Here is a 26,941-nt window from a genome sequence, read left to right as displayed (position 1 = left end):
TCCTAGGACTACGATGCAGTATCTCTCCCGTCGGCTCGCAGTCCTAGGACAGCGGGCATCTCGCGGCCCTATCGGGCTGCTCCGACATCAACGCTGGGAGTACTGATGCCGTCCTTCAAGATCGACACTTCGACCGCCATGGTGTTCGTGGCGACCGCGCCGGAACCGAAGGTGAAGAACTTCGCGACCGGCGAGCGAGCCGTGAACCAGGAGGGCCGGCCGTTGTCCACCGTGGGCCTGCTGGTCTCGGACGAGGGGGAGGGCAACCTCCTCAAGGTCGTGGTTCCCGAGAACGGCTACCCGGAGGGCCTGGTGCCGGGGATGCCGGTGCAGGTCATCGGTCTCAAGGCCAGGGACTGGGAGAACGTGATCAAGGGCGAGAAGCGCTCGGGTATCTCGTTCAGCGCGGTCGCGATCACCCCGCTGGGGGCCTGACCATGGCCGACCTGACGATGTGGCTGGAGGCCACGGGAGCCTTAGCGGGCGCCGGTGGGCTCGGCTACGCCAAGGTCCGGGCCCCGCGGGTGTACTGGTCGCTGGTGGGGATGCCGGTGACCTGGGGCCGGTTCGCCTTCTCCTACCGGTCGACGATGGATGTGTGCGGGTTGACGGTGCAGCCGTCGGGCCTGCGGGCGTTCATGACCCGCAACGTCGCCCGCCGTGAGGTGCAACCGGTCCCGCCGAAGATCCGCCGGGTCCGTCCCACCTCGACCGGCCTGCGGGTCACCCTGCGCCTGCCGGCCGGGCTGGAGCCCGCCGACGTGATCGCCTCCTCGGAGCGGCTGCGGCACGCCTGGGGCGTGCACTCGGTGACCGTGGTGGAGACCAGGCCCGGGTTCGTGGAACTGCGGATGACCGGCTATGACGTGCTGCGCCGGGTGCGGATGCCGCGTCATGCCGCTCCGCATGATCTGGTGGTGCCGGTGGCGCTGCGGGAGGACGGGACCGCCTTCGAGCGGGACTACCGCAAGGCCCCCATGGCGCTCACCCTGGGCGCGAACCACTCGGGCAAGTCGATGTATCAGCGCAACCTGATCAAGGGCCTGGCGCAGTTGCCGGTGGCGCTGGTCGGCATCGACTGCAAGCGCGGTGTCGAGCAGCGGGCGTTCGCGCCCCGGCTGTCGGCGCTGGTCACCACCCCGGACGACGCCGCCTCGCTGCTCGCGGTGCTGGTCGCGGAGATGGAAGACCGCTTCGACCTGCTCAGCGCGCATGGCGTCTCCGACATCTGGGAGCTGCCCGCGGACTCGCGGCCGGTGCCGATCGTGGTCCTGGTGGACGAGGTGGCGGAGCTGTTCCTGATCTCCTCCCGCAAGGACGAGGAACGCCGCGAGAGGATCGTGACCGCGTTGATCCGGCTGGCGCAGATGGCCCGCGCGGTCGGAATCTACCTGGAGATCTGCGGGCAGCGCTTCGGCTCCGACCTGGGCAAGGGCGCCACCATGCTCCGCGCCCAGCTCACCGGCCGCGTCGTGCACCGCGTCAACGACAAGCAGACCGCCGAAATGGGGCTGGCCGACGTCGCCCCGGACGCGGTGCCGGTCGCGAGCCTGATCCCGATGGACCGCCCCGGCACCGCGGTCGCGGCGGACTCCACGGGCGGCTGGTCGAAGATCCGCACCCCGCACACCTCCCGCGCGGACGTCGTGGCGGCCTGCCGGAAGTTCGCCCACCTGGTCCCGGACTTCCCCGCCCTGGAACCCTTCCGCCCTTACGTGCCCGCCGAGGTACCGGCGGCCGGTCCGTCGCTGGTCAAGCCCCGCCCGGTCACCGACTGACACCCCCTGCCCTACCGGTCGGCGCGACCGCCTCGCGCCGGGTCCCTACCCGAGCCATGCCCGAAGAGAGGACGTCATGGCCGAACGGAAGACCGCCCGCCGCCGCAAGCCCGCCCCGAAGCCGTGCCCGGACTGCCGGGCCGGCCAGACCTCGGAGTCCTTCCAGGTCGGCGGTCGCCGCAAGCGTCTCAGCGACGACCGGCAGGAAGCCCTCTGCCTGACCTGCCTGGGCACCGGCGAAGCCCTCACCGACTGACACCGCCCGAGGGTCGGGCGACCGGACACCGCTGGCCGCCCGCCCCTGGCCCGACCTCGTGAAGGGAGGTGCCCCACATGCCCCGCTCGATCCGCGTGGACGCTGTGCTGATTCAGGCCGTCATCGCCGGTGCGCTGTCCTTCGCCCACCTGCACGACCTGGCCGCCGCCGCCGGACAGGACGGCTGGAAAGCCTGGGCCTACCCGATCAGCGTTGACCTGCTGCTGGTCGCCGCCTGGCGCCGACTGCGCACCGCCCGCCGTGACCGTTCCGCCTGGACCTGGTTCGTCATCGCCCTGGCCGCATCCCTCGGTGCGAACGTAGCGACCGCCGGACTCCTCGACCTGAACGACGTCCCGGCTTGGCTGCGCATCCTCGTCGCCGGCTGGCCCGCGCTGGCCTTCCTCGGCGGAACCCTCCTGGTCCACACCCCCGCCGCCGAACCGGCCACCCCTACACAGCCCGTGGACGACGAACCGGCCGCGCCGGAAGTCGAGATGTACCGCACCGACGAACCCGAACCCGAACCCGCCCCGCCCGCGGCACCCGCGCCGGAACTCGCACCGGCCCCACCACAGCCCGCCGCGCCGGTCGTCCCGGCCGCGCTGCTCGACCACGCCCGGAAGATCGCCGACGCCCACCGCGCCACGACCGGCACGCCGATGCCCGCCGACGCCCTGTCGGCCCGGCTCGGCCTGCCCGCCCCGATGGCCGACGCCATCGCCGCCCAACTCCAACTCACCTGATCGGAAAGGAGTTCGCCTCATGCCCCGGTCCTTCGACCGCCCCGCCGACTACCTGGACGCGGCCCGTGAGATGGCCGCCGCCGGCCGCCCCGCCCTGGCCCGCATCTTCGCCGAGGAGGCCGCCGACCGTACCTCGGACCCGGACGCGGTCGCCCGCATCCTCGCCGAGTTCCCCGGCCCCAGCCTCCGGCAGGAGGGCTGACCCCGTGGCCGTGTACCGCCGCTTTCGCGACCGCGTCCGCATCGGCCCCGTGCAGGTCGCCACCTACTACGACGGCCGGGGCCGTGACCGGCACACCGCCGCCTGCACCGCCTCCGGCTGCGGCTTCTCCGCCGACTACCACGACCGCGCCGGCGCCGAACTCGCCGCCCGCACCCACCGCTGCAAGGCATAGGAGACCCCGCGCCATGGACGTTCCGCTCTGGCTCGCCCTGCTCGCCGTCGGCTGGCTCGGCGTCAAGCTCATCCGCCCGCCCTGGTGGCTGGTGGCCGTGCTCCTCCTGGGCGGCTACCTCCTCGCCGACAGCATCCTCGCCCCCGCCCTCTCCACCGTCGTCAAGTAACCCGACCCGAAGGGACAACCGCCGTGTTCACCCCGAAGTACCCGCAGCAGGACACCGCACCGCCACCGACCACCGAGCAGACCACCGCGCCCGTCCCCGTCCCCGCTACCCCGGCTCCGGTCGTGTCGGCGCCGGTGGCCAACCGGCCGACCGTGCAGCTCACCCCGGGCAGCGCGCTCGCTCTCGCCGCCGGCGGAGGCGCCGTGGTTCTGGTCGTCGGCGCGGTCCTGGTCTCCATGCTCCTCGCGGTCGCCATCACCGGCGTCTCCGTCGCCCTGGTCGCCGTCGTCCTGCGCCTGCTCGTCAACGACCTGCACAAGGGACGGTGAGCCGTGGAAACCGTGATCGCTGCCGCGTTACCGGCGCTCGGCTGGGCCGTCCACGGCGGACTGCTCCTGCGCCGTCTGGCCACCGCCCGCCGCGACCCGCTGACCGGCCTGCACACCCGCGCCGGATGGACTGCCCGCGCCGAACACCTGCTCACCCGGCACCCGGCCGCGCTGGTCGCCCTGATCGACATGGACGACTTCAAGGCCATCAATGACACCCACGGCCACGCTGCCGGTGACGCTGTCCTCACCGCGACCGCCCGCCGATTGCGCGACTGGTGCGGACGCCACGGCATCGCCGCCCGCCTCGGCGGAGACGAGTTCGCCGCCATCGTCACCGACCCCGCCCACACCCCCGGCACGGCCGCGCTGCAAACGGCCCTCGCCCGGCCCGTCTCCCATGACGGGCACCTGCTTCCGGTCTCCGCCTCGGTCGGCTTCTGCCACCGCACCGACCTGCCGGTGACGACCCTCACCGACGCCCTGTCTCACGCCGACGCCGGCATGTACGCGGCCAAGGGCCACGGAAGGCGCAACGTCCACAACTGAACGGCCCCCGGAGCGGCCTCGGTCGCCAAACTTCCGCCGCTCCGGGCGCCTGGACCCATTCCAGATCCAACGGACCCGAAAGGGAGAACTCATCATGCCCCAGCACGCCCTGAGCGCGCGCGTCTGCCGCGACTGTGACGGCTTCCCCGTCGTCGCCATCACCACCGGCACCCGCCACCGCGACGGCACCCGCGCCACCCTCCGCGTCACCTGCCCGGCCTGCCAGGGCACCGGCTATGCCACCCTCGTCGCCGACCTGGCCCGCGCGGGGGAGTGATCGCCGTGGCGCTCCTCGACTGGCGCTCGTCGGACCACTTCGACCCGACCGGCGACGAGCCGTGCGTGATCTGCACCAAGCCCACTCCGCTGCGCTCCGACCGCGGCAAGCCCGTGCACAAGGTCTGCGCGGAGGACTGGACCGACCGCCACACCCTCAAGGAGGACGACCAGTGACCACCGCACGCCGGCCCCGCGTGCTCGACCTGTTCTGCTGCGCCGGTGGGGCCGCCATGGGCTACCACCGGGCGGGGTTCGCGGTCGACGGCTGCGACATCGCCGACCGCCCCCGCTATCCCTTCGCATACCACCGCGGCGACGCCCTCACCTACCTCGCCCACCTGATCGACTCGGGCGCCATCGAGCGGTACGCCCTGGTGCACACCTCCCCGCCCTGCCAGGCTGGCTGCGCCCTCACCGTGGGCACCAATCACTCCCAGGGTTGGGGCGGCTCGCACACCGACCTCGTGGCACCAGTTCGTGAACTCCTCGACGCCTCCGGGCTGCCGTACGTGATCGAGCAACCCAACGGACGGGCGGAGATCCGCAAAGACCTCACCCTGTGCGGGGAAATGTTCGGCCTTGGGGTGCTGCGGCACCGCAACTTTGAACTCGGCCGGTGGGCCACCCCGTCGCCGGCCCACCCGAAGCACCGAGGCTACGTGCGAGGCCACCGCCACGGCGTCCGCCGCGACGGCCCGTATGTCGCCGCGTACGGCAAGGGCGGCGGCAAGGCCACCGTGCTCGAGATACAGCGCGCCATGGGCATCACCTGGACCGACGTGCGTGAGGAACTCACCGAGGCGATCCCGCCTGCCTACACCCACTTCATCGGCCGTGCCTTCCTGACCGCCCGCCAGGAGGTGTTCGCGTGACCGACGCCGCCACCATGGCGGGCCTGAACCCGGCCACCCTCGCCGACGTGCTGAGGCTGGCCGGGTCTCCCGGCTTCGACCGCATCCAGGAACAGATCAAGCGCACCGGCGGCTGCTCCGACCCGATCCGCCTGACGGGCTCGACCGTCACCCGTGACGCCGCTACAGGGCAGGTGCTGCACTCGTACTCGACGGACACCGAGCCCGGCGGCGTCCTGCGCGTGGCCTGCGGCAACCGCCGGGCCTCCCGCTGCCCGGCCTGCGCCTGGACCTACGCCGGCGACACCTACCACCTCATCCGCGCCGGCCTCGTCGGCGACCCCGCCAAGGGCACCCCCGAGACGATCCGGGATCACCCGCGGGTGTTCGCCACCCTCACCGCGCCTTCGTTCGGCCCGGTCCACAACCGGCCCGGCAACCGGCCCTGCCGCTGCGGCATCCACCACCCCGAGGATGCCCCGGAGCTGGGCACCCCGCTCGACCCGGAGACGTACAACTACGCGGGCGCGGTGCTGTGGAACAACCACGCCTCTGAGCTGTGGCGCTACTTCACGATCTACCTCCGCCGCGAGATCGCCAAGCGGGCCGGACTTACCCAGAAGGCTGCCCGCGAAGCCTCCCGCGTTTCCTTCGGTAAGGTCGCCGAGTACCAGAAGCGCGGGGCGGTGCACTTCCATGCCGTGATCCGCTTCGACGGCCCCGGTGGGCCCGACGATCCGCCCCCGGCCTGGGCCACCGTCGACCTGCTCACCGACGCCATCCGGTCCGCCGCCGCCCGCGTGGAAGTTGACGTGCCCGCCGCCGGCGACCAACCCGCCCGCACCCTGCGCTGGGGCACCCAGCTCGACGTCCGCACCATCCGGGCCTTCGGCGACGGCGAGGAGATCACCGAACAGGCCGTCGCCTCCTACGTCGCCAAGTACGCCACCAAAGCCGCTGAGACCACCGGCACCGTCGACCGCCGCATCGGCAGCAAAGAAGCCCTGGCCCTGCTCGGCGTCCCCGACCACCCGGCCCGGCTCATAGCCGCATGCCTCGACCTCCACGCGCTCTACCCGGACCGCAAGCTGCGCGACTGGGCCCACATGCTCGGTTTCCGCGGCCACTTCTCCACCAAATCCCGCCACTACTCCACCACCCTCGGCGTCCTGCGCCAGGTCCGCGCCGACTACCGCGCCGCACAGCAACGCGCCGCCCTCGGTCTGCCCGACCCCGACGATGAGGAGGCAACCACGCTGACCCTCGCCCATTGGGCCTACGCCGGCCACGGCTACACACCCGGTGAATCCTGGCTCGCCGCCAACACCCGCCGCGACATCCAGCACAACCGCGAGATCGCCCGCGAAAAGCTTGCTGCCATGGAAGGAAATTGACGTGAAAGATGAGTTGATGACCGTCCCGCAGATCCTCGATGAGCTGGGTGGAATCTCTCGCCGTACGTTCTACCGCTGGCGTGAACTTGGTGTGGGTCCTGTGGCTTTCAAGCTGCCGAATGGAGAACTACGTGTTTGGCGAAGTGACTTCACCACGTGGTTGCGAGAGTTGGAGGCTGCAGCATGAAGTCCCTCGACATCAAGGTCTGGGGTGTTCGTAAGCGCGACACCAAGACGCCCTCCTACGGTGTGCGTTGGTCCGTAGCAGGTCACGTGTTCTCTGAAACCTTTCGCGCCAAGGCGCTCGCCGACCACTATCGCACGAAGCTCATGCGTGCCATGCGTGACGGCGAGGAGTTCGATACAGGGACAGGTCTTCCGACCTCGATGGAGGAGGCGAAATCAGCCCTCTCTTGGTACGATTTCGCGCTTAGGTATCTTGCGATGAAGTGGCCCCATGCCGCACCGAATACACGAGACGGCATCAATGAATCGCTCACGAGCGTGACCATGGAGCTACTCGGTGAGCGCCCTGGGCGGCCGTCTGACGATACGATTCGCAAAGCACTGCGCAACTGGGCTTTCGTATTGCCGACGCCCGATGATCGGGAAGTCCCGGACGATATGCGGAACGTTCTTCATTGGGTGTCCAAGGCGTCTCGGCCGCTCGCCGACCTCGATGAACCGGCCACGGCCCGCGCGGTCCTCGACTCGCTGAAGCTCAAGCTCGACGGCAGGGCAGCAGCGGCGGAAACGGTGCGGCGTAAGCGTCGGACGCTCGTCAACGCCGCGAACTACGCTGTCGACCTGGGGGAGCTGCGTGAGAACCCCATCACGGCTGTCCGCTGGCAGAAGCCGAAGGTGTCCAACCAGGTCGATCCGCGGGTCGTCGCCAACCCGGAGCAGGCGCGGAACCTCCTGGCGGCGGTCTCCTACGTGGGCGGGTACCGGCGTGCTCGTGGTCGTCGCCTCGTGGGTCTGTTCGCTGCCATGTACTTCGGCGGTCTCCGGCCGGCGGAGGCGGTCGGCCTCGTCGAGACGGACCTGAGCCTTCCCGGGCAGGGCTGGGGCTTGGCGCTGCTCCACCGGACTCGTCCGTCCGTCGGCAAGCAGTGGACCGACTCGGGGGAGACCCATGACGACCGCGGGCTGAAGAACCGGCCGACCGAGGATGTGAGGCGGGTGCCCATCCCGCCACACCTCGTTGCCGTGCTCCGTGAGCACCTAGCCACCTTCGGCACGGCGGACGACGGGCGGCTGTTCTTCAGTGAGAAGGGCTCGGTCGTCCCGTCCTCGACCTACTACCGCGTGTGGCAGGAGGCCCGGCTCCTCGCGCTTCCACCGGCCGTCGCGGCCTCGCCGCTCGCGAGTCGGCCGTACGACCTCCGGCACTCGGCGCTGTCGACGTGGCTTAACGCCGGTGTCGACCCGACCGAGGTAGCCGAGCGCGCCGGCAACAGCGTTGAGGTCCTACTGACCTGCTACGCGAAGTGCCTCGATGGGCGACAGGACGTCGCCAACCGGCGCATCGAGGATCTGCTCCGCGAGTACGACTGACATCGCCTGACCGCATCCGAGGCCCCTGGCATCTGTCCAGGGGCCTCGTCGTTTTCAGAGGCTCACCTGGGACAACGCTCCAAGATCCCGTCCACGCCTCGTCCACAGACCCCGACATACGCCCGCTGCGGGCGGCACACGCCTGCACATACGCGAAGACCCCGACCTCAGCGTTTCCGCTGGTGACGGGGTCTTTGGGCACCTAATCCAAGGTGCCCCCGGCAGGATTCGAACCTGCGCACACGGCTCCGGAGGCCGTTGCTCTATCCCCTGAGCTACGGGGGCGTGTCGGTCGCGTTGCTCGCGGCGACGGGTAGAACACTACCAGCTCCGGCGGGGTGGTCATGAACGGGTTTCCGGCAGGTCGGCTCGGTCCGCGGGCCGGGCCGGGCGTCCTCCGCCCGGCCCGGGTGGTCCGATGCGCCGTCCCCCGCCCGCGCCGGGCGGCTCCCGGCATCCACCCGCATCGGACGGTCCCAGCGCCCTCGCGGCCCGCGCCGGGCGGCTCCCGGCCCCCTTGTGGGCCGCGCCGGGCACTCCTCGGCCCCTCCCGACCTGCGCCAGGCGCGATCCCCGTCACCCACCCGCATCGGACAGCCCCAGCGCCCTCGCGCCCCACCCGGACGGCCCCACCCCCACCCCCACCCGAGGCGGAAGTAGTCAAAACCCGGACGCGGTGGCCGGTCCGGACCTACTCTCGAGTTGTGCCAGGCGCGTCGGGCCGGGTGCTTGTTGTGGACGACAACAAGGTCATCCGGCAGTTGATCAGGGTCAACCTCGAGCTTGAGGGCATCGAGGTCGTGACCGCGGCCGATGGTGCCGAGTGTCTGGAAGTCGTGCATCAGGTGCGGCCCGACCTCGTGACGCTCGACGTCGTCATGCCCCGGCTGGACGGGCTGCGGACCGCCGCCCGGCTGCGTGCGGATCCCCGTACCCGGGACCTGCCCCTCGCCGTCATCAGTGCGTGTACGCAGTACGAGGTCGAGGCCGGGCTGGATGTCGGCGTCGACGCGTTCCTCGCCAAGCCCTTCGAGCCCGGGGAGCTCGTGACGCTCGTACGGCAGTTGCTCGGGAGGGAGAAGGACAGGGAGAAGGAGCGGGAGCGCGGGCTTGCTTCCGGTGCTGAGGGCGGTGCGTCCGCGCTCGGTGTCGGGGAGGCCGAGCGGGCCGGGCGGGCCGGTGGCTGAGGGGTAGGGGAGCCGTTCGCCGGCCGTCCGTCCACATCCCGGGACCACGCCGAAACGGGCTCGCCCACCCACCCCCCTCCTCCCCTACGCTTGTCCCGTGACCCCCGTCGAGCTCTCGCGCACCGTGCTGCACGCCGTGCGTCGTGCTGTCGATGACGGGGAGCTGAGCGTCGTCGTCCCGGAGCGGGCCGTGGTCGGTCCGCCGGGGCCCGGGGGGTGCGGGGACTACGCGACCAACATCGCCCTCCAGCTCTCCCGGCCCGCCGGACGGCCGCCCCGGTGCGTCGCCGAGATCCTCCGGCCGCGGCTCGTGGACGTCGACGGCATCGCCGACGTCGTCGTCACCGGCCCGGGGTTCCTGAACATCAGGCTGCGGGACGCCGGGGCCGCCGCACTCGTCCGGCGGATCCTGGCGGAAGGGGTCCGGTACGGGCACCTCGCCGCCCCGGCCGGCCACCCCGTCCGGCTGCACAGCCCTCACGACGTCCGCGCCCTCGTCCTCACCGACGCCCTCGCCCGCATCCTCCGCTCCCAGGGCGCCGTCGTGCGGACGAGCTGTGACGCCCGGCCCGAGCCGGAGTGGGAGAGGGTGCTCGGGGTGGGCGTCGACGCCTTCGGCCGGCCGGGTGCCGACGAGCCGGCCGACACGCTCGTACGGCCCGTCCCGGCGCCCGCCGACCCCCTGCCCCTCGGACGTGACGCCGGCCGCTGGGCCCTGCTCCGGCCCGCCGCGCACGACCGGCCGCGGATCACCGGCGAGCACCTGGTGCAGCGCGAGGGCAACCCGCTCTTCCGGGTGCGGTACGCCCACGCCCGGGTCCGGGCCCTCGTGCGCAACGCCGCCGACCTCGGGTTCCACTCCGAGCCCGGCTCCCCGGACACCCCGGGCGGCACGGCCGCGCTCCTCCCCGTGCTCGGCGACCACCCGCGTGTCCTCGCCGCGGCCGCCGCCCACCGGGCCCCCGACCGGCTCGCCCGGCACCTCGTCGCCGTCGCCGACGCCGCGCTCCCGCTGCTGCCCGCCGTGCTGCCGCTCGGCGAGGAGAAACCCTCGGCCGCCCACCGTGCCCGGCTCGCCCTCGCCGAAGCCGCCGGGACGGTGCTGGCCGGCGGCCTGTCCCTGCTCGGCATCGACGCACCCGACCACCTCTGAGAGAGCAGCGAACCGATCATGAGCCGTTCCGCGCACCCCGCCGGGCCCCGTCACGCCGACGTCCTCCCCGAGGGGCACTACACCGCTCCGCCCACCGACCTCAACGCCCTCGACGACAAGGTCTGGGCGCAGACCGTCACCCGTGACGCCGACGGCGTCCTCACCGTCGGCGGGATCGACGTCAAGCAGCTCGCCGAGGAGTTCGGCACGCCCGCCTACATCCTGGACGAGGCCGACTTCCGGGCCCGTGCGCGCGCCTGGCGCACCGCGTTCGGGACCGGCGCCGACGTGTTCTACGCCGGCAAGGCCTTCCTGTCCCGCGCCGTCGTGCGGTGGCTGCACGAGGAGGGGCTGAACCTCGACGTCTGCTCCGGCGGCGAGCTCGCCACCGCGCTGTCCGCCGGGATGCCGGCCGACCGCATCGCCTTCCACGGCAACAACAAGTCCGAAGCGGAGATCACCCGGGCCGTGCGGGCCGGCGTCGGGCACATCGTCCTGGACTCCTTCCAGGAGATCGTCCGCGTCGCCCACATCGCGCGGGAGCTCGGCAGGCGGCAGAAGGTCCTCATCCGGATCACGGTCGGCGTCGAGGCGCATACGCACGAGTTCATCGCCACCGCCCACGAGGACCAGAAGTTCGGCATCCCGCTCGCCGGCGGGCAGGCCGCCGAGGCCGTGCGGCGGGCGCTCCAGCTCGACAGCCTCGAACTCGTCGGCATCCACAGCCACATCGGGTCGCAGATCTTCGACATGTCCGGGTTCGAGGTCGCCGCGCACCGGGTGGTCGGGCTGCTGAAGGACATCCGCGACGAGCACGGCGTCGAGCTCCCCGAGATCGACCTCGGCGGCGGGCTCGGCATCGCGTACACCGCCGACGACGACCCGCGCGAGCCGCACGAGATCGCGAAGGCGCTCGGCGAGATCGTGAGCCGCGAGTGCGAGGCGGCGAAGCTGCGCACCCCGCGGATCTCCGTCGAGCCGGGGCGGGCCATCGTCGGGCCGACCGCGTTCACGCTGTACGAGGTGGGCACCATCAAGCCCCTCGACGGGCTGCGGACCTACGTCTCCGTCGACGGCGGCATGTCGGACAACATCCGCACCGCGCTGTACGACGCCGAGTACAGCGTCTCCCTGGTCTCCCGCGCCTCCGACGCCGAGCCGATGCTCTGCCGCGTCGTCGGCAAGCACTGCGAGAGCGGCGACATCGTGGTGCGGGACGCGTTCCTGCCCGGCGACCTCGCCCCCGGCGACCTGATCGCCGTACCGGCGACCGGGGCGTACTGCCGGTCCATGGCCAGCAACTACAACCACGTGCTCCGCCCGCCGGTCGTCGCCGTCAGGGACGGCGAGGCCCGGGTCATCGTGCGGCGGGAGACCGAGGAGGACCTGCTGCGCCTCGACGTCGGCTGACCGGCCGCTGGTCACCGGGGCGGAAGATCTTCTGTCTTCCGCCCCGGTACAAATGAAATAAATGTCTCACGATCCGGACGAAGGACAGAAACTCCGGTCCGGTGCGTGAGACTGGTTGCACCGTAGAAGGTATTGAGGAAACGAGGTCGGATGATGCGTACGCGTCCGCTGAAGGTGGCGCTGCTGGGCTGTGGAGTGGTCGGCTCAGAGGTGGCGCGCATCATGACGACGCACGCCGACGACCTCGCCGCGCGGATCGGCGCCCCGGTGGAGCTCGCGGGAGTCGCCGTGCGGCGGCCCGACCGGGTCCGCGAGGGCATCGACCCCGACCTCGTCACCACCGACGCCACCGCCCTCGTCAAACGCGGCGACATCGACGTCGTGGTCGAGGTCATCGGCGGCATCGAGCCCGCCCGGACCCTCATCACCACCGCCTTCGAGCACGGGGCGTCCGTGGTCTCCGCCAACAAGGCGCTGCTCGCCCAGGACGGCGCGGCCCTGCACGCCGCCGCCGAGGAGCAGGGCCGGGACCTCTACTACGAGGCCGCCGTCGCCGGCGCCATCCCGCTGATCCGGCCGCTGCGCGAGTCCCTCGCCGGCGACAAGGTCAACCGCGTGCTCGGCATCGTCAACGGCACCACCAACTTCATCCTCGACAAGATGGACTCCACGGGCGCGGGCTACCAGGAGGCCCTCGACGAGGCCACCGCCCTCGGGTACGCCGAGGCCGACCCGACCGCCGACGTGGAGGGCTTCGACGCCGCCGCCAAGGCCGCCATCCTCGCCGGGATCGCCTTCCACACGCGCGTGCGCCTCGACGACGTCTACCGCGAGGGCATGACCGAGGTCACCGCCGCCGACTTCGCCTCGGCGAAGGAGATGGGCTGCACCATCAAGCTGCTCGCCATCTGCGAGCGGGCCCAGGACGGCGGTTCCGTCACCGCGCGCGTGCACCCGGCGATGATCCCGCTGAGCCACCCGCTGGCCTCCGTGCGGGGCGCGTACAACGCCGTGTTCGTCGAGTCCGACGCCTCCGGACAGCTCATGTTCTACGGCCCCGGCGCGGGCGGCGCCCCGACCGCCTCCGCCGTGCTCGGCGACCTCGTCGCCGTCTGCCGCAACCGGCTCGACGGCACGACCGGACCGGGCGAGTCCGCGTACGCCGCGCTGCCCGTCTCGCCGATGGGCGAGGTCGTCACGCGCTACCACATCAGCCTCGACGTGGCCGACAAGCCGGGCGTGCTCGCCCAGGTCGCGACCGTCTTCGCCGAGCACGGTGTCTCGATCGACACCGTCCGCCAGCAGGGCAAGGACGGCGAGGCCTCCCTCGTCGTCGTCACTCACCGTGCGTCCGACGCGGCCCTCGGCGGGACCGTCGAGGCGTTGCGCAAGCTCGACACCGTGCGCGGTGTCGCCAGCATCATGCGGGTTGAAGGAGAGTAACCAGCAATGACCCACCAGTGGCGCGGAATCATCGAGGAGTACCGGGACCGGCTGCCGGTATCCGACACCACGCCGGTCGTGACGCTCCGCGAGGGCGGTACGCCGCTCGTGCCCGCGCAGGTGCTCTCCGAGCGCACGGGCTGCGAGGTCCACCTCAAGGTCGAGGGCGCGAACCCGACGGGGTCCTTCAAGGACCGCGGCATGACCATGGCCATCACCAGGGCCAAGGAGGAGGGGGCCCAGGCGGTCATCTGCGCCTCCACCGGCAACACCTCCGCCTCCGCCGCCGCCTACGCGGTGCGCGCGGGCATGGTGTCCGCGGTCCTCGTGCCGCAGGGCAAGATCGCGCTCGGCAAGATGGGCCAGGCCCTCGTGCACGGCGCGAAGATCCTCCAGGTCGACGGCAACTTCGACGACTGCCTCACCCTGGCGCGCGGCCTGAGCGAGAACTACCCCGTGGCGCTGGTCAATTCGGTCAACCCGGTGCGCATCGAGGGCCAGAAGACGGCCGCGTTCGAGATCGTCGACATGCTCGGCGACGCGCCCGACATCCACGTCCTGCCGGTCGGCAACGCGGGCAACATCACGGCCTATTGGAAGGGCTACCGCGAGTACGCCGCCGACGGGCCGGCCACCCGCACCCCGCGCATGTGGGGCTTCCAGGCCTCCGGCAGCGCCCCGATCGTGCGCGGCGAGGTCGTCAAGGACCCCTCCACCGTCGCCACCGCGATCCGCATCGGCAACCCGGCCTCGTGGCAGTACGCGCTGGCCGCCCGGGACGAGTCCGGCGGCCTCATCGACGAGGTGACGGACCGTGAGATCCTGCGCGCCTACCGCCTGTTGGCCGCCCAGGAGGGCGTCTTCGTCGAGCCGGCGTCCGCCGCCTCCGTCGCCGGTCTGCTGAAGGCCGCCGAGCAGGGCAAGGTCGACCCGGGCCAGCGCATCGTGTGCACCGTCACCGGCAACGGCCTGAAGGACCCCGACTGGGCCGTCGCCGGTGCCCCGCAGCCGGTCACCGTGCCCGTCGACGCGGCCACGGCGGCCGAGCGGCTCGGCCTGGCGTAAGCGAGCGCCTTCCCCGCGGGCGACGCGGGCCCGGGCCGAGCCGTCGGCCCGGGCCGGGCGCGCGGTTCCGGTCCGGGGGCCGGGCCGGGGCCGCCCGGGCCGGGTGATCGGCCCCGGCGCGGGTGCGCCCGGCACAGGGGGCCTCCCGCGCCGGAGCAACGAGTGCCACGGCCGGGAGTAAGACGGCGCTCACCTGGGGAAGTTCCCTAAGGCGGGTGCATAGGGGGCTTGCGACACGCATCGTGCGCCTCCTGTGCGCCCTATGTCGCCACAGAACCTTCCTTCGATAGGCTGTACCGAACCCGCCCGCCGCATATGCCCCGGCATATGCCCGGTGCCGCGCCGTCCCCGCGGCCCGGCAGCGGCCGGCCCCGGCCGGCAGCGGCCCCAGGGTTCTCGTACGTCATCGAATGTCATTCGACAGTCACGCAGCTCAAGGAGAGTCATCGAGCGATGGCCGGTCCAGCGTTCCGCGCCGCCGCCGTCCGGGTGCGCGTCCCCGCCACCAGCGCCAACCTCGGCCCGGGCTTCGACGCCCTCGGCCTCGCGCTGGGGCTGTACGACGACGTCGTCGTCCGGGTGGCCGACTCCGGGCTGCACATCGACATCGCGGGGGAGGGCAGCGAGACGCTGCCGCGCGACGAGCGCCACCTGCTGGTGCGTTCCCTGCGCACCGCCTTCGACCTGCTGGGCGGACAGCCGCGCGGCCTGGAGATCGTCTGCGCCAACCGCATCCCGCACGGCCGGGGCCTCGGCTCCTCCTCGGCCGCCATCTGCGCCGGCATCGTCGCCGCCCGCGCCGTGACCATAGGCGCCGAGGCCAAGCTCGACGACACCGCGCTGCTGGAGCTCGCCACCGAGATCGAGGGCCACCCCGACAACGTCGCGGCGTGCCTGCTGGGCGGCTTCACCCTGTCCTGGATGGAGGGCGGCGCGGCCCGTGCGATCAGGATGGAGCCCTCCGATTCCATCGTTCCGGTGGTTTTCGTGCCCGGGAAGCCGGTCCTGACCGAGACCGCGCGCGGCCTGCTGCCGCGCACCGTGCCGCACGTCGACGCCGCCGCCAACGCGGGCCGGGCCGCCCTGCTCGTGGAGGCCCTGACCAGGCGGCCCGAGCTGCTGCTGCCCGCCACCGAGGACCGGCTCCACCAGGAGTACCGGGCCCCCGCCATGCCCGAGAGCGCGGCACTGGTGGAGCGGCTGCGGGGCGACGGCATCCCCGCGGTGATCTCCGGCGCCGGACCCACCGTCATGGCGCTGGCCGACGCGGGCACCGCCGACAAGGTCGAGGCGCTGGCCGGCGAGGACTGGGCCGCGAACCGCCTCAGTCTCGACGCGCACGGCGCGAGCGTGCTGCCGCTCGCCACCTAGACACCGCCTGACACGGTTGCCGGATTTGGAGAGGGGGAATGTTTGTTGGATCCGGTAGTGTTAATCTCAAGTCTGCACCCGACCCCACCATGGCGAGGTGCCTCGTGTCCCCGTCCGGGACAGACATTCTTCCGGGAGCCCCCCAAGCCGCACTGTGTTCCGTACGTCGTCGACGGACCGTACGTCGTACACGGGCACTGAGCGGTACGACGGGCACGCTCCGGAACCGGTGCGACCACGCCGCGTGACACAGACACTGGGTGCCACGGCTCAAGGAAGCGCCATCACCAGATTCCTCCGCCGCTTAGGCGGACCACCGCCCCGGCACGGTCCACACAGCAAGGACCGAAGCCGGACAGCACAACCGGTCGCCGAGCCAGACAGGCCGACGTCCGCTCCAGGGAAGGACCCTTCGTGAGCGACACCACCGATCTGATGGGCGCACGTGTCGAGGAGACCGCTGCCGCGCCCGCCACGGACGCCTCCGCGCCTGCCACCGGTGCCGGCTCCCGGCGGCGCCGCGGTACCGGCCTCGAGGGCATGGTGCTGGCCGAGCTGCAGCAGGTCGCATCCGGCCTCGGCATCAGGGGCACCGCGCGCATGCGCAAGAGCCAGCTGATCGAGGTCATCAAGGAGGCGCAGGCGGGAGGCGGTGCCTCGGCGAAGGCCGAGGCCCCCGCCGAGACCAAGCCCAAGCGCCGCGCCACCTCGCGGACCCGCACGGGTGACAGCGCCGACAAGGCCGAGAAGCAGGCGGACGCCAAGACGGAGGCCCCGGCCGAGAAGGCCGTCGCCCAGCAGCAGATCGAGATCCCGGGCCAGCCCGCCGCGAGCGACGACGCCCCCGCGGAGCGCCGCCGCCGTCGCGTCACCGCCGAGGCCGGCGCCCCCGCCGCGGCCCCCGAGACGGTCGCCGCCGAGGCGAAGAACGAGCCGAAGGCCGAGACGCCGGCCCCGCAGCAGGCGCAGCAGGGCGACGCCCGCTCCGACGCCGGTGAGGGCGGCGAGGGCCGCCGCCGCGACCGCGACCGCCGCGAGCGCGGCCGGGACCGCGACCGCGACCGGGACCGCGACCGCGACCGCCGGGGCAAGGACGACCAGCAGGGCCAGGGCGGCCAGCGCCAGCAGCAGAGCCAGCAGCAGGGCGGCGGCCGCCAGGACCGCAACGCCGGTCCGCAGGACGACGACGACTTCGAGGGCGGCCGCCGGGGCCGTCGCGGCCGCTACCGCGACCGCCGTGGCCGCCGGGGCCGCGACGAGATCGCCTCCGAGCCGCAGCTCGCCGAGGACGACGTCCTGATCCCCGTCGCGGGCATCCTCGACATCCTCGACAACTACGCGTTCATCCGCACCTCGGGCTACCTGCCCGGTCCGAACGACGTGTACGTCTCCCTCGCCCAGGTCCGCAAGAACGGCCTGCGCAAGGGCGACCACATCACCGGTGCCGTGCGCCAGCCCAAGGAGGGCGAGCGCCGCGAGAAGTTCAACGCGCTGGTGCGCCTGGACTCCGTCAACGGCATGGCGCCCGAACACGGCCGCGGGCGGCCGGAGTTCAACAAGCTGACGCCGCTGTACCCGCAGGACCGCCTCCGCCTGGAGACGGACCCGGGCGTGCTGACGACCCGCATCATCGACCTCGTCTCGCCCATCGGCAAGGGCCAGCGCGGTCTGATCGTGGCCCCGCCGAAGACCGGCAAGACCATGATCATGCAGGCGGTCGCCAACGCGATCACGCACAACAACCCCGAGTGCCACCTGATGGTCGTCCTCGTCGACGAGCGTCCGGAAGAGGTCACCGACATGCAGCGGTCGGTCAAGGGCGAGGTCATCTCCTCGACCTTCGACCGCCCCGCCGAGGACCACACCACGGTCGCCGAGCTCGCCATCGAGCGCGCCAAGCGCCTGGTGGAGCTGGGCCACGACGTCGTCGTGCTGCTCGACTCGATCACGCGTCTGGGCCGTGCGTACAACCTCGCGGCCCCGGCCTCCGGCCGCATCCTGTCCGGTGGTGTCGACTCGACCGCCCTGTACCCGCCGAAGCGCTTCTTCGGCGCGGCCCGCAACATCGAGGACGGCGGCTCGCTGACCATCCTCGCCACCGCCCTGGTGGACACCGGGTCCCGCATGGACGAGGTGATCTTCGAGGAGTTCAAGGGCACCGGCAACATGGAGCTCAAGCTCGACCGGAAGCTCGCCGACAAGCGCATCTTCCCGGCGGTGGACGTCGACGCGTCCGGCACCCGCAAGGAGGAGATCCTGCTCGGGAGCGAGGAGCTGGGCATCGTCTGGAAGCTGCGCCGGGTGCTGCACGCGCTCGACTCCCAGCAGGCGATCGAGCTGCTCCTGGACAAGATGAAGCAGACGAAGTCGAACGCCGAGTTCCTGCTGCAGATCCAGAAGACGACGCCGGCGCCCGGCAACGGCGACTAGCAGTCCGGGGCGGCACGCCCCCGCGCCCCCGAAGGGCCGTTTCCCTCACCACGGTGACGGGAAACGGCCCTTCGGCGCAGAGAGGAGAGGGGTGTTCTCACACGCCCCTTCCATCTCGTGCATCTCTGGGGGGACCTCCTTGCCCACGTCCATGTCCGGTGCCGGCCGTCACAGACGCCGGATACGCCTCGTCCTGCCCGCCTCCGCCGCCGGTGTCGCCGCCGCCCTGACCGCCGTCCTGCTGACGTCGTCCGCGGACGCCGCCACCCCGCTCCCGCAGCCGGCCGTCAAGCCGGCCACCAGCTCGCCGTCCCTCGCCGAGCTGGAGCAGCGCGTCGCGGGCGCCCTCGCCGGCGACGACACCGCGGGCCGGACGGACAAGTCGTCGCTGAGCGCGAGCACGGCCACCGGCGACGGCACGGTCGACGCCAAGGTCATCGGCGGTACGACCACCACCATCACCTCCGCGCCGTGGATGGCCCAGCTCTGGTACTACGACGACCGGGGCACGGCCGCGGAGACCGACGACATCGGCTTCTTCTGCGGCGGCGCCGTCGTCGCGCCGACGAAGATCCTCACCGCCGCGCACTGCCTCAAGGGCTACGACTGGCACGCCAACGGCGCCGTGCTCACCGGCACCGCCCAGCTGCCCACCACCGACGAGGCGGGCGACACCGACCTGCACGGCGGCACCGTCTCCGGCGTCTGGCGCCAGTGGAACCACCCGTCGTACAACGCGACGACCATCGACAACGACATCGCGGTCCTGACCCTGCCGAACCCCGTCAGGGTCACGCCGATCCGGATGACGACGTCCGGCGACACCGCCTCGTACGCGCCCGGCACCAGCGCCAAGGTCTACGGCTGGGGCCGGACCAGCTCCACCAGCCAGGACATCTCCGAGACGCTGAAGACCGCCACGCTGCCCGTCCAGTCCGACGCGACCTGCGCGGGCTACTACGGCGCGGACTTCGTCAAGGGCCACATGGTCTGCGCGGGCAAGCCCGCCAGCGGCAGCGACACCGGCACCACCTCGGCCTGCAACGGCGACTCCGGCGGCCCGCTGGTCGTCGGCAACCGGATCGGCGGCGTGGTGTCCTGGGGCGTGCGGGACTGCGTCGAGAAGGGCGCCTACAGCGTCTTCGCCAAGGCGAGCACGTACGTCGGCGCCGCCTACCCGCGCATCGACGACACCAACATCAACGGCGACCACCGGGCCGACCTGTGGGTGCGCAACGCCTCCACGAAGACCGGCTACTCCAAGAACTCCACGGGCACCTCGCTGGCCACCCGCGAGTCCTGGGGCGACTGGGACGGCGTGAACGTCGTCCTGCAGACCGACCTGGACCGGGACGGCTACGAGGACCTGGTCTACCGGGTCAGCGCCACCGGCGACCTCTACTGGACGCACTACGTGCCCGCGAGCGGCACCTGGGCCACCAAGCAGCTCGCCGACAACTGGAAGACCCGCACCCGGATCGTCACCCCGGGCGACGTCACCGGCGACTACCTGCCCGACCTGCTGTCGGTGGACTCCGGCGGAACCCTGTGGGTCTACCCGGGCAAGGGCAACGGCACCTTCGGCTCCCGCTTCTCGGTCCGCACCGGCTGGAACCAGTACAACTCCGTGCGCGGCCACGGCGACTTCACCGGCGACGGCAAGACCGACCTGCTCGCCCGCAGCAAGAGCACCGGGGACCTGTACCTGTACAAGGGCACCGGCAGGACCGGCTCCGAGGCCTTCTCCTCCCGGATCAAGGTGCGCAGCGCCTGGACCGGCTACAACGCCTTCGACGCGGTCGGCGACATCAGCGGCGACGGCAAGGCCGACTTCCTGGCCCGCACGCCCGGCGGCACGCTGTACCTGTACAAGGGCACCGGCAAGGCGACGACCGAGATCTTCGCCGCCCGGGTCTCGCTCGGCACGGGCTACCAGCAGTACGACCTCTGGGGCTGACGCCGCGGAGGACCACGTGCTTGCCCGTTGAACGAACACGTCGTGTGCCCACCGCCCCGCGCGGTGGGCACACCGCGTCGCGCACCCCGCCGCCGGTTGTCCCGTCCGGCCGGGCGGAGGGACCATGGTGTGGTACGGACCAGGCCTGGCACCGAGCGCAGGGGGTAGACGACCTCCGACGAGCCGAGGAGCACATGTCCGCCGAGAGCACACCGGGACCCGGCACACCGGGGGAGTCCGGGACCAGCCGCCGCAAGGTCCGTGGCCCGCGCCACAGGGGCCTGCGGGTCATGGCCTGGACCGCCGCGGGCATCGTCGTCCTGGGCGGCGCCGGGGCCGGCTGCCTGTACTTCAAGCTCAACGGCAACCTGCGCAGCATCGACATCGACCACGTCCTCGGCAGCGACCGGCCCGAGAAGACCGACGACGGCTCCGAGAACATCCTGGTCCTCGGCTCCGACACCCGCTCCGGCGGCAACCGGAAGCTCGGCGGCGGCGCCGACGACGGCCCCGCCCGCTCCGACACGGCGATGATCGTGCACGTCCACCGGGGCCGCGAGAAGGCCAGCGTCGTCTCCCTGCCGCGCGACACCGTCGTCGACCGCCCCGCCTGCACCGACCCCCGGGGCCGTGAGCACCCCGCCGCGGACGGCGTGATGTTCAACTCGGCCTACGCCACCGGGGGCGCCGCCTGCGCCGTCAAGACCGTCGAGTCCCTCACCGGCGTCCGCATGGACCACTACCTGGAGGTCGACTTCAGCGGCTTCCGCCGGCTCGTCGACGCACTCGGCGGCGTCGAGGTCACCACCACCGAGGACATCGACGACCCGGACAGCCACCTGGAGCTGGAGGCCGGCACGCACCGGCTCGACGGCGAGCGGGCCCTCGGCCTGGTCCGCACCCGGCACGGCGTCGGCGACGGCTCCGACCTCGGCCGCATCCAGCTCCAGCAGGCCTTCGTCCGGGCCCTGGCCGAGCGGGTCGAGGAGATCGGCGTCTTCACCAGCCCGAAGAAGCTCTACGACCTTGCCGACACCGCGACCAGGGCCGTGACCACCGACTCCGGCCTGGGCTCGGTGAACAAGCTGGTCTCGTTCGCGAGCGGCCTGAAGGACATCGGCGCCTCGAACCTGCACCTGGTGACCGTGCCGGTGCGGTACGACCCGGCCGACCACAACCGCGTGGTCGTGCAGGAGGCCAAGGCGGAGCTGGTCTGGGACGCCCTGCGCGAGGACCGGCCGATCCCCGCCGCCGCCACGCACGGCACGGCGGCGGGCGAGGCCGACGGCGTGGTGAGCGCCCCGTAGGGGCGCCGGCGGCCCCGGGCGGCCCGCGGGAACAAACGACGGCGGCCCCCGGTTTGGGGTGATGGCACCAGTCCTGGCAGACTGGTACGTCGGCTCCGGTTCACGCTCCCGCATCCCGTGGCGGCGACCCGGCGCCCTCCCGAAACCTAGGAGACACCTTGAAGCGCGACATCCACCCCGAGTACGTCGAGACGCAGGTCAGCTGCACCTGTGGCGCGTCGTTCACCACCCGCAGCACCATCGAGTCCGGCACCATCCGGGCCGAGGTCTGCTCCGAGTGCCACCCGTTCTACACGGGCAAGCAGAAGATCCTCGACACCGGTGGCCGTGTGGCCCGCTTCGAGGCCCGCTTCGGCAAGGCTGCCGCCGGCTCCAAGAAGTAGCGAGCCCCCAATCGCCGGTCCACGGCCGCACGCCCCGTACGAGGCGTGCGCCGGGACCGGCGTTTTTGGTCGCCCGCCCTTCCCTCTCCCCCGCAGTATCAGGAGCCCAAGATGTTCGAGGCCGTCGAGGAACTCGTCAGCGAGCACGCCGACCTGGAGACCAAGCTCGCCGACCCGTCGGTCCACGCCGACCAGGCCAACGCGCGCAAGCTGAACAAGCGCTACGCCGAGCTCACCCCGATCGTCGCCACGTACCGCTCCTGGAAGCAGACCGGCGACGACATCGAGACCGCGCGCGAGCTGGGCGCCGACGACCCCGACTTCGCCGCCGAGGTCAAGGAGCTGGAGAAGCAGCGCGAGGAGCTCACCGAGAAGCTGCGCCTGCTGCTCGTCCCGCGCGACCCCAGCGACGACAAGGACGTCATCCTGGAGATCAAGGCGGGCGCGGGCGGCGACGAGTCGGCCCTGTTCGCCGGCGACCTGCTGCGCATGTACCTGCGCTACGCCGAGCGCGTCGGCTGGAAGACCGAGATCATCGACGCCACCGAGTCCGAGCTGGGCGGCTACAAGGACGTCCAGGTCGCCGTGAAGGCCCGCGGGCAGATCGAGCCCGGCCAGGGCGTGTGGGCGCGCCTGAAGTACGAGGGCGGCGTGCACCGCGTGCAGCGCGTGCCGGCCACCGAGTCGCAGGGCCGCATCCACACCTCCGCCGCCGGTGTGCTGGTCACCCCGGAGGCCGAGGAGGTCGACGTGGAGATCAACCCCAACGACCTGCGCATCGACGTCTACCGCTCCTCCGGCCCGGGCGGCCAGTCGGTCAACACCACCGACTCCGCCGTGCGCATCACGCACATCCCGACCGGAGTCGTCGCCTCCTGCCAGAACGAGAAGAGCCAGCTGCAGAACAAGGAGCAGGCACTGCGTATCCTGCGCTCCAGGCTGCTCGCCATGGCGCAGGAGGAGGCGGAGAGGGAGGCCGCCGACGCCCGCCGCAGCCAGGTCCGCACGGTCGACCGCTCCGAGAAGATCCGCACCTACAACTACCCGGAGAACCGGATCTCGGACCACCGCGTCGGCTTCAAGGCGTACAACCTGGACCAGGTCCTGGACGGCGACCTGGACGCGGTGATCCAGGCCTGCGTCGACGCGGACTCGGCGGCCAAGCTCGCCGCCGCGTAAGGCGCCGCCGCGGCGCGGTACGTAGGACAGAGCACTCAGCACCGGAGGACGAGCGTGCAGCAAGATCCCGGGGGGCGACCCCCGAGCCCCCGCAGCGTGCTGCTCGCGGAGGTGGCCCAGGCCACCCAGCGGCTGGCCGACGCCGGCGTGCCCTCGCCGCGCACCGACGCGGAGGAGCTCGCCGCGTTCGTGCACGGGGTGAAGCGGGGCCAGCTGCACACCGTGAAGGACTCCGACTTCGACGCCCGCTACTGGGAGGTCATCGCCCGCCGCGAGGCCCGCGAGCCGCTCCAGCACATCACCGGGCGCGCCTACTTCCGGTACCTGGAACTCCAGGTCGGGCCCGGGGTGTTCGTCCCCCGGCCCGAGACCGAGTCCGTGGTCGGCTGGGCGATAGACGCCGTACGGGCCATGGACGTCGTCGAGCCGTGCATCGTCGACCTGTGCACCGGGTCGGGCGCCATCGCGCTCGCCCTCGCCCAGGAGGTGCCGCGCTCGCGGGTGTACGCCGTGGAGCTGTCCGAGGACGCCCTGCGGTGGACCCGCAAGAACATGGAGGGGTCCCGGGTCGAACTGCGCCAGGGCGACGCCCTGACCGCCTTCCCGGACCTCGACGGCCAGGTCGACCTGGTCATCTCCAACCCGCCGTACATCCCGCTCACCGAGTGGGAGTACGTCGCCCCCGAGGCGCGCGACCACGACCCGGAGATGGCACTCTTCTCCGGCGAGGACGGCCTCGACCTGATCCGCGGCCTGGAGCGCACCGCGCACCGGCTGCTGCGCCCCGGCGGCGTCGTCGTCGTGGAGCACGCCGACACCCAGGGCGGCCAGGTGCCGTGGATCTTCGCCGAGGACCGCGGCTGGACCGACGCCGCCGACCACCCCGACCTCAACAACCGCCCGCGGTTCGCCACGGCCCGCAAGGCCCTGCCGTGAGCACCCCGACGACTTCGACTTCGCAGCACGTGTACGAGGAGGCCCGCTAGACATGGCACGGCGATACGACACCAACGACGTGACCGACCGCGTGACCGGTCTGCGCGAGGCCGCGTCCGCCGTCCGCCGTGGCGAGCTCGTGGTGCTGCCGACGGACACGGTGTACGGCATCGGCGCCGACGCGTTCTCCCCGGAGGCCGTCGCCGACCTGCTCCAGGCCAAGGGCCGGGGCCGCACCATGCCCACCCCCGTGCTCATCGGCTCCCCGAACACCCTGCACGGCCTCGTCACGGACTTCTCCGAGCTGGCCTGGGAGCTGGTCGACGCCTTCTGGCCGGGCGCCCTGACGCTGGTCGCCAAGCACCAGCCGTCCCTGCAGTGGGACCTCGGGGACACCCGCGGCACGGTCGCCGTGCGCATGCCGCTGCACCCGGTCGCCATCGAGCTGCTCACCGAGGTCGGCCCCATGGCCGTCTCCTCCGCCAACCTCACCGGCCACCCGGCGCCGGAGAACTGCGACGCCGCGCAGCAGATGCTCGGCGACTCCGTCTCCGTGTACCTGGACGGCGGCCCGACCCCCGGCAACGTCCCGTCGTCGATCGTTGACGTCACCGGACCGGTGCCCGTGCTGCTGCGCCAGGGAGCGCTCTCCCCGGACGAGCTGCGCAAGGTCGTACCCGACCTCGAGGTGGCGAATTGACGGCCCCGACCTCCCCCGGGCTCTCGGCCGCGTTCGAGCAGGGGGGACCCCCATGCGTGGCATAGGCAACGGGGGGCGCGTCGCCGAGGAGACGACCACCTTCGGCTTTCCGCGCGACACCTTCCGCATCCTCCACGTCAGCACCGGCAACGTGTGCCGCTCGCCCATCACCGAGCGGCTGACCCGTCACTTCGTGCAGGAGCGGCTCGGCATCCTGGGCGGCGGGCTGATCGTGGAGAGCGCGGGCACCTGGGGGCACGAGGGGGCGCCCATGGAGGCCCACGCGGAGACCGTGCTGGCCGACTTCGGCGCCGACGCCTCCGGCTTCACCGGCCGGGAGCTCCTCGACGAGCACGTCATCCGCGCCGACCTGGTGCTGACGGCGACCCGCGACCACCGCGCCCAGGTCATCTCCATGGGCCACTCGGCGGGCCTGCGCACCTTCACGCTCAAGGAGTTCACCCGCCTGGTCAAGGCGATCGACCCCGCGACGCTGCCGCCGCTGGAGGAGGGCGTGGTCATGCGGGCGCGCGCCCTGGTCCGGGCGGCCGCCGCGCTCCGCGGGTGGCTGCTCGCCCCGACGGCGGAGGCGGACGAGGTGTACGACCCGTACGGGGCGCCGCTGACGTTCTTCCGCTCCATCGGCGACGAGATACACCAGGCGCTGGACCCGGTCGTCACCGCCCTGACGGGCGTCCCCGCCCGGACGTAGCGACCGCGCGTCCCCGCCGTCCCGGGCCTACATTGGACGTACGCCACCGTCGACGAGGCCCGGAGTCCACCATGACGGTCAGCCCTGCCCTGGATGCCGATGTCCTGCGCCGCCAGGACCCCGAGCTCGCCGGCATCCTGCTCGGCGAGCGGGAGCGGCAGTCGACCACGCTCCAGCTGATCGCCGCCGAGAACTTCTGCTCGCCGGCCGTGCTGGAGGCCCTCGGCTCGCCGCTCGCCAACAAGTACGCCGAGGGCTACCCGGGCGCACGGCACCACGGCGGCTGCGAGATCGTCGACGTCGCCGAGCGCGTCGCGGTGGACCGCGCCCGGGCGCTGTTCGGCGCCGACCACGCCAACGTCCAGTCCCACTCGGGCTCCTCGGCGGTGCTGGCCGCGTACGCCGCCCTGCTGCGCCCCGGCGACACCGTCCTCGCCCTCGGCCTGCCGCACGGCGGCCACCTCACGCACGGCTCGCCCGCCAACTTCTCCGGCCGCTGGTTCGACTTCGTCGGGTACGGGGTGGACGCCGAGTCCGGGCTCATCGACCACGACCAGGTCCGCGCCCTGGCCCGCGCCCGCCGCCCCAAGGCGATCGTGTGCGGCTCGATCGCCTACCCCCGGCACATCGACTACGCGTTCTTCCGCGAGGTCGCCGACGAGGTGGGCGCCTACCTGATCGCGGACGCCGCGCACCCCATGGGGCTGGTGGCCGGGGGAGCGGCGCCCTCGCCGGTGCCGTACGCGGACGTCGTCTGCGCCACCACCCACAAGGTGCTGCGCGGCCCGCGCGGCGGGATGATCCTGTGCGCGGCGGAGCTGGCCGAGCGGGTGGACCGGGCGGTGTTCCCGTTCACGCAGGGCGGGGCGCAGATGCACACCATCGCCGCGAAGGCCGTCGCGTTCGGCGAGGCGGCAACACCGGCGTTCGCCGCGTACGCCCATCAGGTGGTCGCCAACGCGAGGGTCCTGGCGGCCGCGCTGGCCACGGAGGGGCTGGTCGTCACGACGGGCGGCACGGACACCCACCTGATCACCGCCGACCCGGCCCCGCTCGGCGTCGACGGCCGCACCGCGCGCGGCCGGCTGGCCGCCGCGGGACTGGTGCTGGACTGCTGCGCGCTGCCGCACGCCGACGTGCGCGGACTGCGGCTGGGCACGGCCGCGGTGACCACGCAGGGCATGGGGGAGGGCGAGATGCGGAAGATCGCCGCGCTGCTCGCGGGGGTGCTGCGGGGCGGCACCGAGCCCGCGCAGGCCCGGGAGGACGTCCGGGAACTGGCCGGTTCCTTTCCGCCGTATCCGCGCTGAGCGGGGTAGGCGCACCCGGGTGCACAGCCGTCCGTGCAACCATCGTCGCTACCCGGAAGTCCCTACCCCTATGCACGCCTCGCTAGGGTGTGGGG

Annotated in this window: 30 protein-coding genes and 1 tRNA gene; 30 read left to right on the top strand and 1 reads right to left on the bottom strand. The window is 72.2% G+C overall.

The genetic code is table 11. The features are described 5' to 3' along the window. Positions 1–105: 105 nt before the first annotated feature. The 15 genes from ACIF8T_RS31185 (at position 106) to ACIF8T_RS31115 (ending at position 8,303) form a co-directional block, all read left to right on the top strand. Positions 106–435 carry a hypothetical protein gene (locus ACIF8T_RS31185; protein WP_400039594.1) on the top strand — a complete coding sequence of 110 codons (330 nt, stop codon included), beginning with the start codon at positions 106–108 and terminating at the stop codon, positions 433–435. A 2-nt stretch (positions 436–437) separates the two neighbouring features. Then, the gene (locus ACIF8T_RS31180; protein WP_400039592.1) at positions 438–1,778 is read left to right on the top strand and encodes an FtsK/SpoIIIE domain-containing protein; all 1,341 of its coding nucleotides are present in this window, start codon (positions 438–440) and stop codon (positions 1,776–1,778) included. Positions 1,779–1,854: 76 nt separating this feature from the next. Beyond that, positions 1,855–2,034, top strand: coding sequence for a hypothetical protein (locus tag ACIF8T_RS31175; protein ID WP_400039591.1), 180 nt, complete (start codon positions 1,855–1,857; stop codon positions 2,032–2,034). Positions 2,035–2,111: 77 nt separating this feature from the next. Further along, a complete protein-coding gene (locus ACIF8T_RS31170; RefSeq protein ID WP_400039589.1) occupies positions 2,112–2,780 on the top strand; it encodes a DUF2637 domain-containing protein in 669 nt (222 codons plus the stop codon). A 19-nt stretch (positions 2,781–2,799) separates the two neighbouring features. Next, positions 2,800–2,982 (top strand): hypothetical protein, encoded by a 183-nt coding sequence (locus ACIF8T_RS31165; RefSeq protein ID WP_400039588.1) that lies wholly within the window; start codon positions 2,800–2,802, stop codon positions 2,980–2,982. Positions 2,983–2,986: 4 nt separating this feature from the next. Next, a complete protein-coding gene (locus tag ACIF8T_RS31160) occupies positions 2,987–3,175 on the top strand; it encodes a mobile element transfer protein (RefSeq protein ID WP_400039586.1) in 189 nt (62 codons plus the stop codon). A 13-nt stretch (positions 3,176–3,188) separates the two neighbouring features. Beyond that, entirely contained in the window at positions 3,189–3,344 is a 156-nt protein-coding gene (locus tag ACIF8T_RS31155) for a hypothetical protein (RefSeq protein WP_400039585.1), read from the top strand. Between the two features lie 23 nt (positions 3,345–3,367). Continuing rightward, complete coding sequence (locus ACIF8T_RS31150) at positions 3,368–3,673, top strand: SpdD protein (RefSeq protein ID WP_400039583.1); 306 nt, start codon at positions 3,368–3,370, stop codon at positions 3,671–3,673. 3 nt (positions 3,674–3,676) lie between these two features. Continuing rightward, positions 3,677–4,222: a GGDEF domain-containing protein gene (locus ACIF8T_RS31145; protein WP_400039582.1), complete on the top strand. Its 546-nt coding sequence runs from the start codon at positions 3,677–3,679 to the stop codon at positions 4,220–4,222. 94 nt (positions 4,223–4,316) lie between these two features. After that, entirely contained in the window at positions 4,317–4,499 is a 183-nt protein-coding gene (locus ACIF8T_RS31140) for a hypothetical protein (RefSeq protein WP_400039580.1), read from the top strand. 5 nt (positions 4,500–4,504) lie between these two features. Then, positions 4,505–4,675: a hypothetical protein gene (locus ACIF8T_RS31135; RefSeq protein WP_400039578.1), complete on the top strand. Its 171-nt coding sequence runs from the start codon at positions 4,505–4,507 to the stop codon at positions 4,673–4,675. 56 nt (positions 4,676–4,731) lie between these two features. Continuing rightward, positions 4,732–5,373, top strand: coding sequence for a DNA methylase (locus ACIF8T_RS31130; RefSeq protein WP_400039668.1), 642 nt, complete (start codon positions 4,732–4,734; stop codon positions 5,371–5,373). Beyond that, positions 5,370–6,746: a replication initiator protein RepSA gene (gene repSA, locus ACIF8T_RS31125; RefSeq protein ID WP_400039576.1), complete on the top strand. Its 1,377-nt coding sequence runs from the start codon at positions 5,370–5,372 to the stop codon at positions 6,744–6,746. Before ACIF8T_RS31130 ends, repSA begins: the two co-directional genes overlap by 4 nt. A gap of 16 nt (positions 6,747–6,762) precedes the next feature. Further along, positions 6,763–6,933 carry a helix-turn-helix transcriptional regulator gene (locus ACIF8T_RS31120; protein WP_400039666.1) on the top strand — a complete coding sequence of 57 codons (171 nt, stop codon included), beginning with the start codon at positions 6,763–6,765 and terminating at the stop codon, positions 6,931–6,933. Beyond that, positions 6,930–8,303 (top strand): tyrosine-type recombinase/integrase, encoded by a 1,374-nt coding sequence (locus tag ACIF8T_RS31115; protein WP_400039574.1) that lies wholly within the window; start codon positions 6,930–6,932, stop codon positions 8,301–8,303. The genes ACIF8T_RS31120 and ACIF8T_RS31115 overlap by 4 nt, the downstream gene beginning before the upstream one ends. 213 nt (positions 8,304–8,516) lie before the next feature. On the opposite strand, the gene ACIF8T_RS31110 is transcribed toward ACIF8T_RS31115, so the two are convergent. After that, a tRNA-Arg gene (locus ACIF8T_RS31110) sits at positions 8,517–8,588 on the bottom strand. A 419-nt stretch (positions 8,589–9,007) separates the two neighbouring features. Between ACIF8T_RS31110 and ACIF8T_RS31105 the strand changes: the two genes are divergently transcribed. The 15 genes from ACIF8T_RS31105 to glyA all read left to right on the top strand — a co-directional run bounded on the left by ACIF8T_RS31105 (position 9,008) and on the right by glyA (position 26,846). Next, on the top strand, positions 9,008–9,490 hold the full coding sequence (locus ACIF8T_RS31105) for a response regulator (protein WP_400039573.1): 483 nt from the start codon (positions 9,008–9,010) through the stop codon (positions 9,488–9,490). 97 nt (positions 9,491–9,587) lie between these two features. Continuing rightward, positions 9,588–10,643, top strand: coding sequence for an ArgS-related anticodon-binding protein NrtL (nrtL, locus tag ACIF8T_RS31100; protein WP_400039571.1), 1,056 nt, complete (start codon positions 9,588–9,590; stop codon positions 10,641–10,643). Positions 10,644–10,661: 18 nt separating this feature from the next. Continuing rightward, positions 10,662–12,053 (top strand): diaminopimelate decarboxylase, encoded by a 1,392-nt coding sequence (gene lysA / locus ACIF8T_RS31095; RefSeq protein WP_400039569.1) that lies wholly within the window; start codon positions 10,662–10,664, stop codon positions 12,051–12,053. Between the two features lie 150 nt (positions 12,054–12,203). Continuing rightward, complete coding sequence (locus tag ACIF8T_RS31090; RefSeq protein ID WP_400039567.1) at positions 12,204–13,496, top strand: homoserine dehydrogenase; 1,293 nt, start codon at positions 12,204–12,206, stop codon at positions 13,494–13,496. 6 nt (positions 13,497–13,502) lie between these two features. Beyond that, on the top strand, positions 13,503–14,561 hold the full coding sequence (gene thrC, locus ACIF8T_RS31085) for a threonine synthase (protein ID WP_400039565.1): 1,059 nt from the start codon (positions 13,503–13,505) through the stop codon (positions 14,559–14,561). A 453-nt stretch (positions 14,562–15,014) separates the two neighbouring features. Further along, positions 15,015–15,932, top strand: a complete 918-nt coding sequence (thrB, locus tag ACIF8T_RS31080) for a homoserine kinase (RefSeq protein ID WP_400039563.1) — start codon at positions 15,015–15,017, stop codon at positions 15,930–15,932. A 414-nt stretch (positions 15,933–16,346) separates the two neighbouring features. Beyond that, positions 16,347–18,362 (top strand): transcription termination factor Rho, encoded by a 2,016-nt coding sequence (gene rho / locus ACIF8T_RS31075; protein ID WP_400039562.1) that lies wholly within the window; start codon positions 16,347–16,349, stop codon positions 18,360–18,362. 151 nt (positions 18,363–18,513) lie between these two features. After that, positions 18,514–20,319 (top strand): trypsin-like serine protease, encoded by a 1,806-nt coding sequence (locus ACIF8T_RS31070; protein ID WP_400039665.1) that lies wholly within the window; start codon positions 18,514–18,516, stop codon positions 20,317–20,319. A gap of 194 nt (positions 20,320–20,513) precedes the next feature. Further along, a complete protein-coding gene (locus ACIF8T_RS31065; protein WP_400039560.1) occupies positions 20,514–21,626 on the top strand; it encodes an LCP family protein in 1,113 nt (370 codons plus the stop codon). 158 nt (positions 21,627–21,784) lie between these two features. Beyond that, a complete protein-coding gene (gene rpmE / locus ACIF8T_RS31060; RefSeq protein WP_019326867.1) occupies positions 21,785–22,009 on the top strand; it encodes a 50S ribosomal protein L31 in 225 nt (74 codons plus the stop codon). A 111-nt stretch (positions 22,010–22,120) separates the two neighbouring features. Beyond that, positions 22,121–23,188, top strand: a complete 1,068-nt coding sequence (gene prfA, locus ACIF8T_RS31055; RefSeq protein WP_400039559.1) for a peptide chain release factor 1 — start codon at positions 22,121–22,123, stop codon at positions 23,186–23,188. 96 nt (positions 23,189–23,284) lie between these two features. Then, positions 23,285–24,124, top strand: coding sequence for a peptide chain release factor N(5)-glutamine methyltransferase (gene prmC, locus ACIF8T_RS31050; RefSeq protein WP_400039557.1), 840 nt, complete (start codon positions 23,285–23,287; stop codon positions 24,122–24,124). 52 nt (positions 24,125–24,176) lie between these two features. Further along, positions 24,177–24,824 (top strand): L-threonylcarbamoyladenylate synthase, encoded by a 648-nt coding sequence (locus ACIF8T_RS31045; protein WP_400039555.1) that lies wholly within the window; start codon positions 24,177–24,179, stop codon positions 24,822–24,824. 52 nt (positions 24,825–24,876) lie between these two features. Then, positions 24,877–25,536, top strand: a complete 660-nt coding sequence (locus ACIF8T_RS31040; RefSeq protein ID WP_400039553.1) for a protein-tyrosine-phosphatase — start codon at positions 24,877–24,879, stop codon at positions 25,534–25,536. Between the two features lie 71 nt (positions 25,537–25,607). Beyond that, positions 25,608–26,846: a serine hydroxymethyltransferase gene (glyA, locus tag ACIF8T_RS31035; protein ID WP_400039551.1), complete on the top strand. Its 1,239-nt coding sequence runs from the start codon at positions 25,608–25,610 to the stop codon at positions 26,844–26,846. Positions 26,847–26,941: the final 95 nt, after the last annotated feature.

This window comes from Streptomyces sp. NPDC085946, from assembly GCF_044540485.1.
Lineage (GTDB): Bacteria > Actinomycetota > Actinomycetes > Streptomycetales > Streptomycetaceae > Streptomyces.
This window is presented reverse-complemented; position numbering and strand designations above follow the sequence as displayed.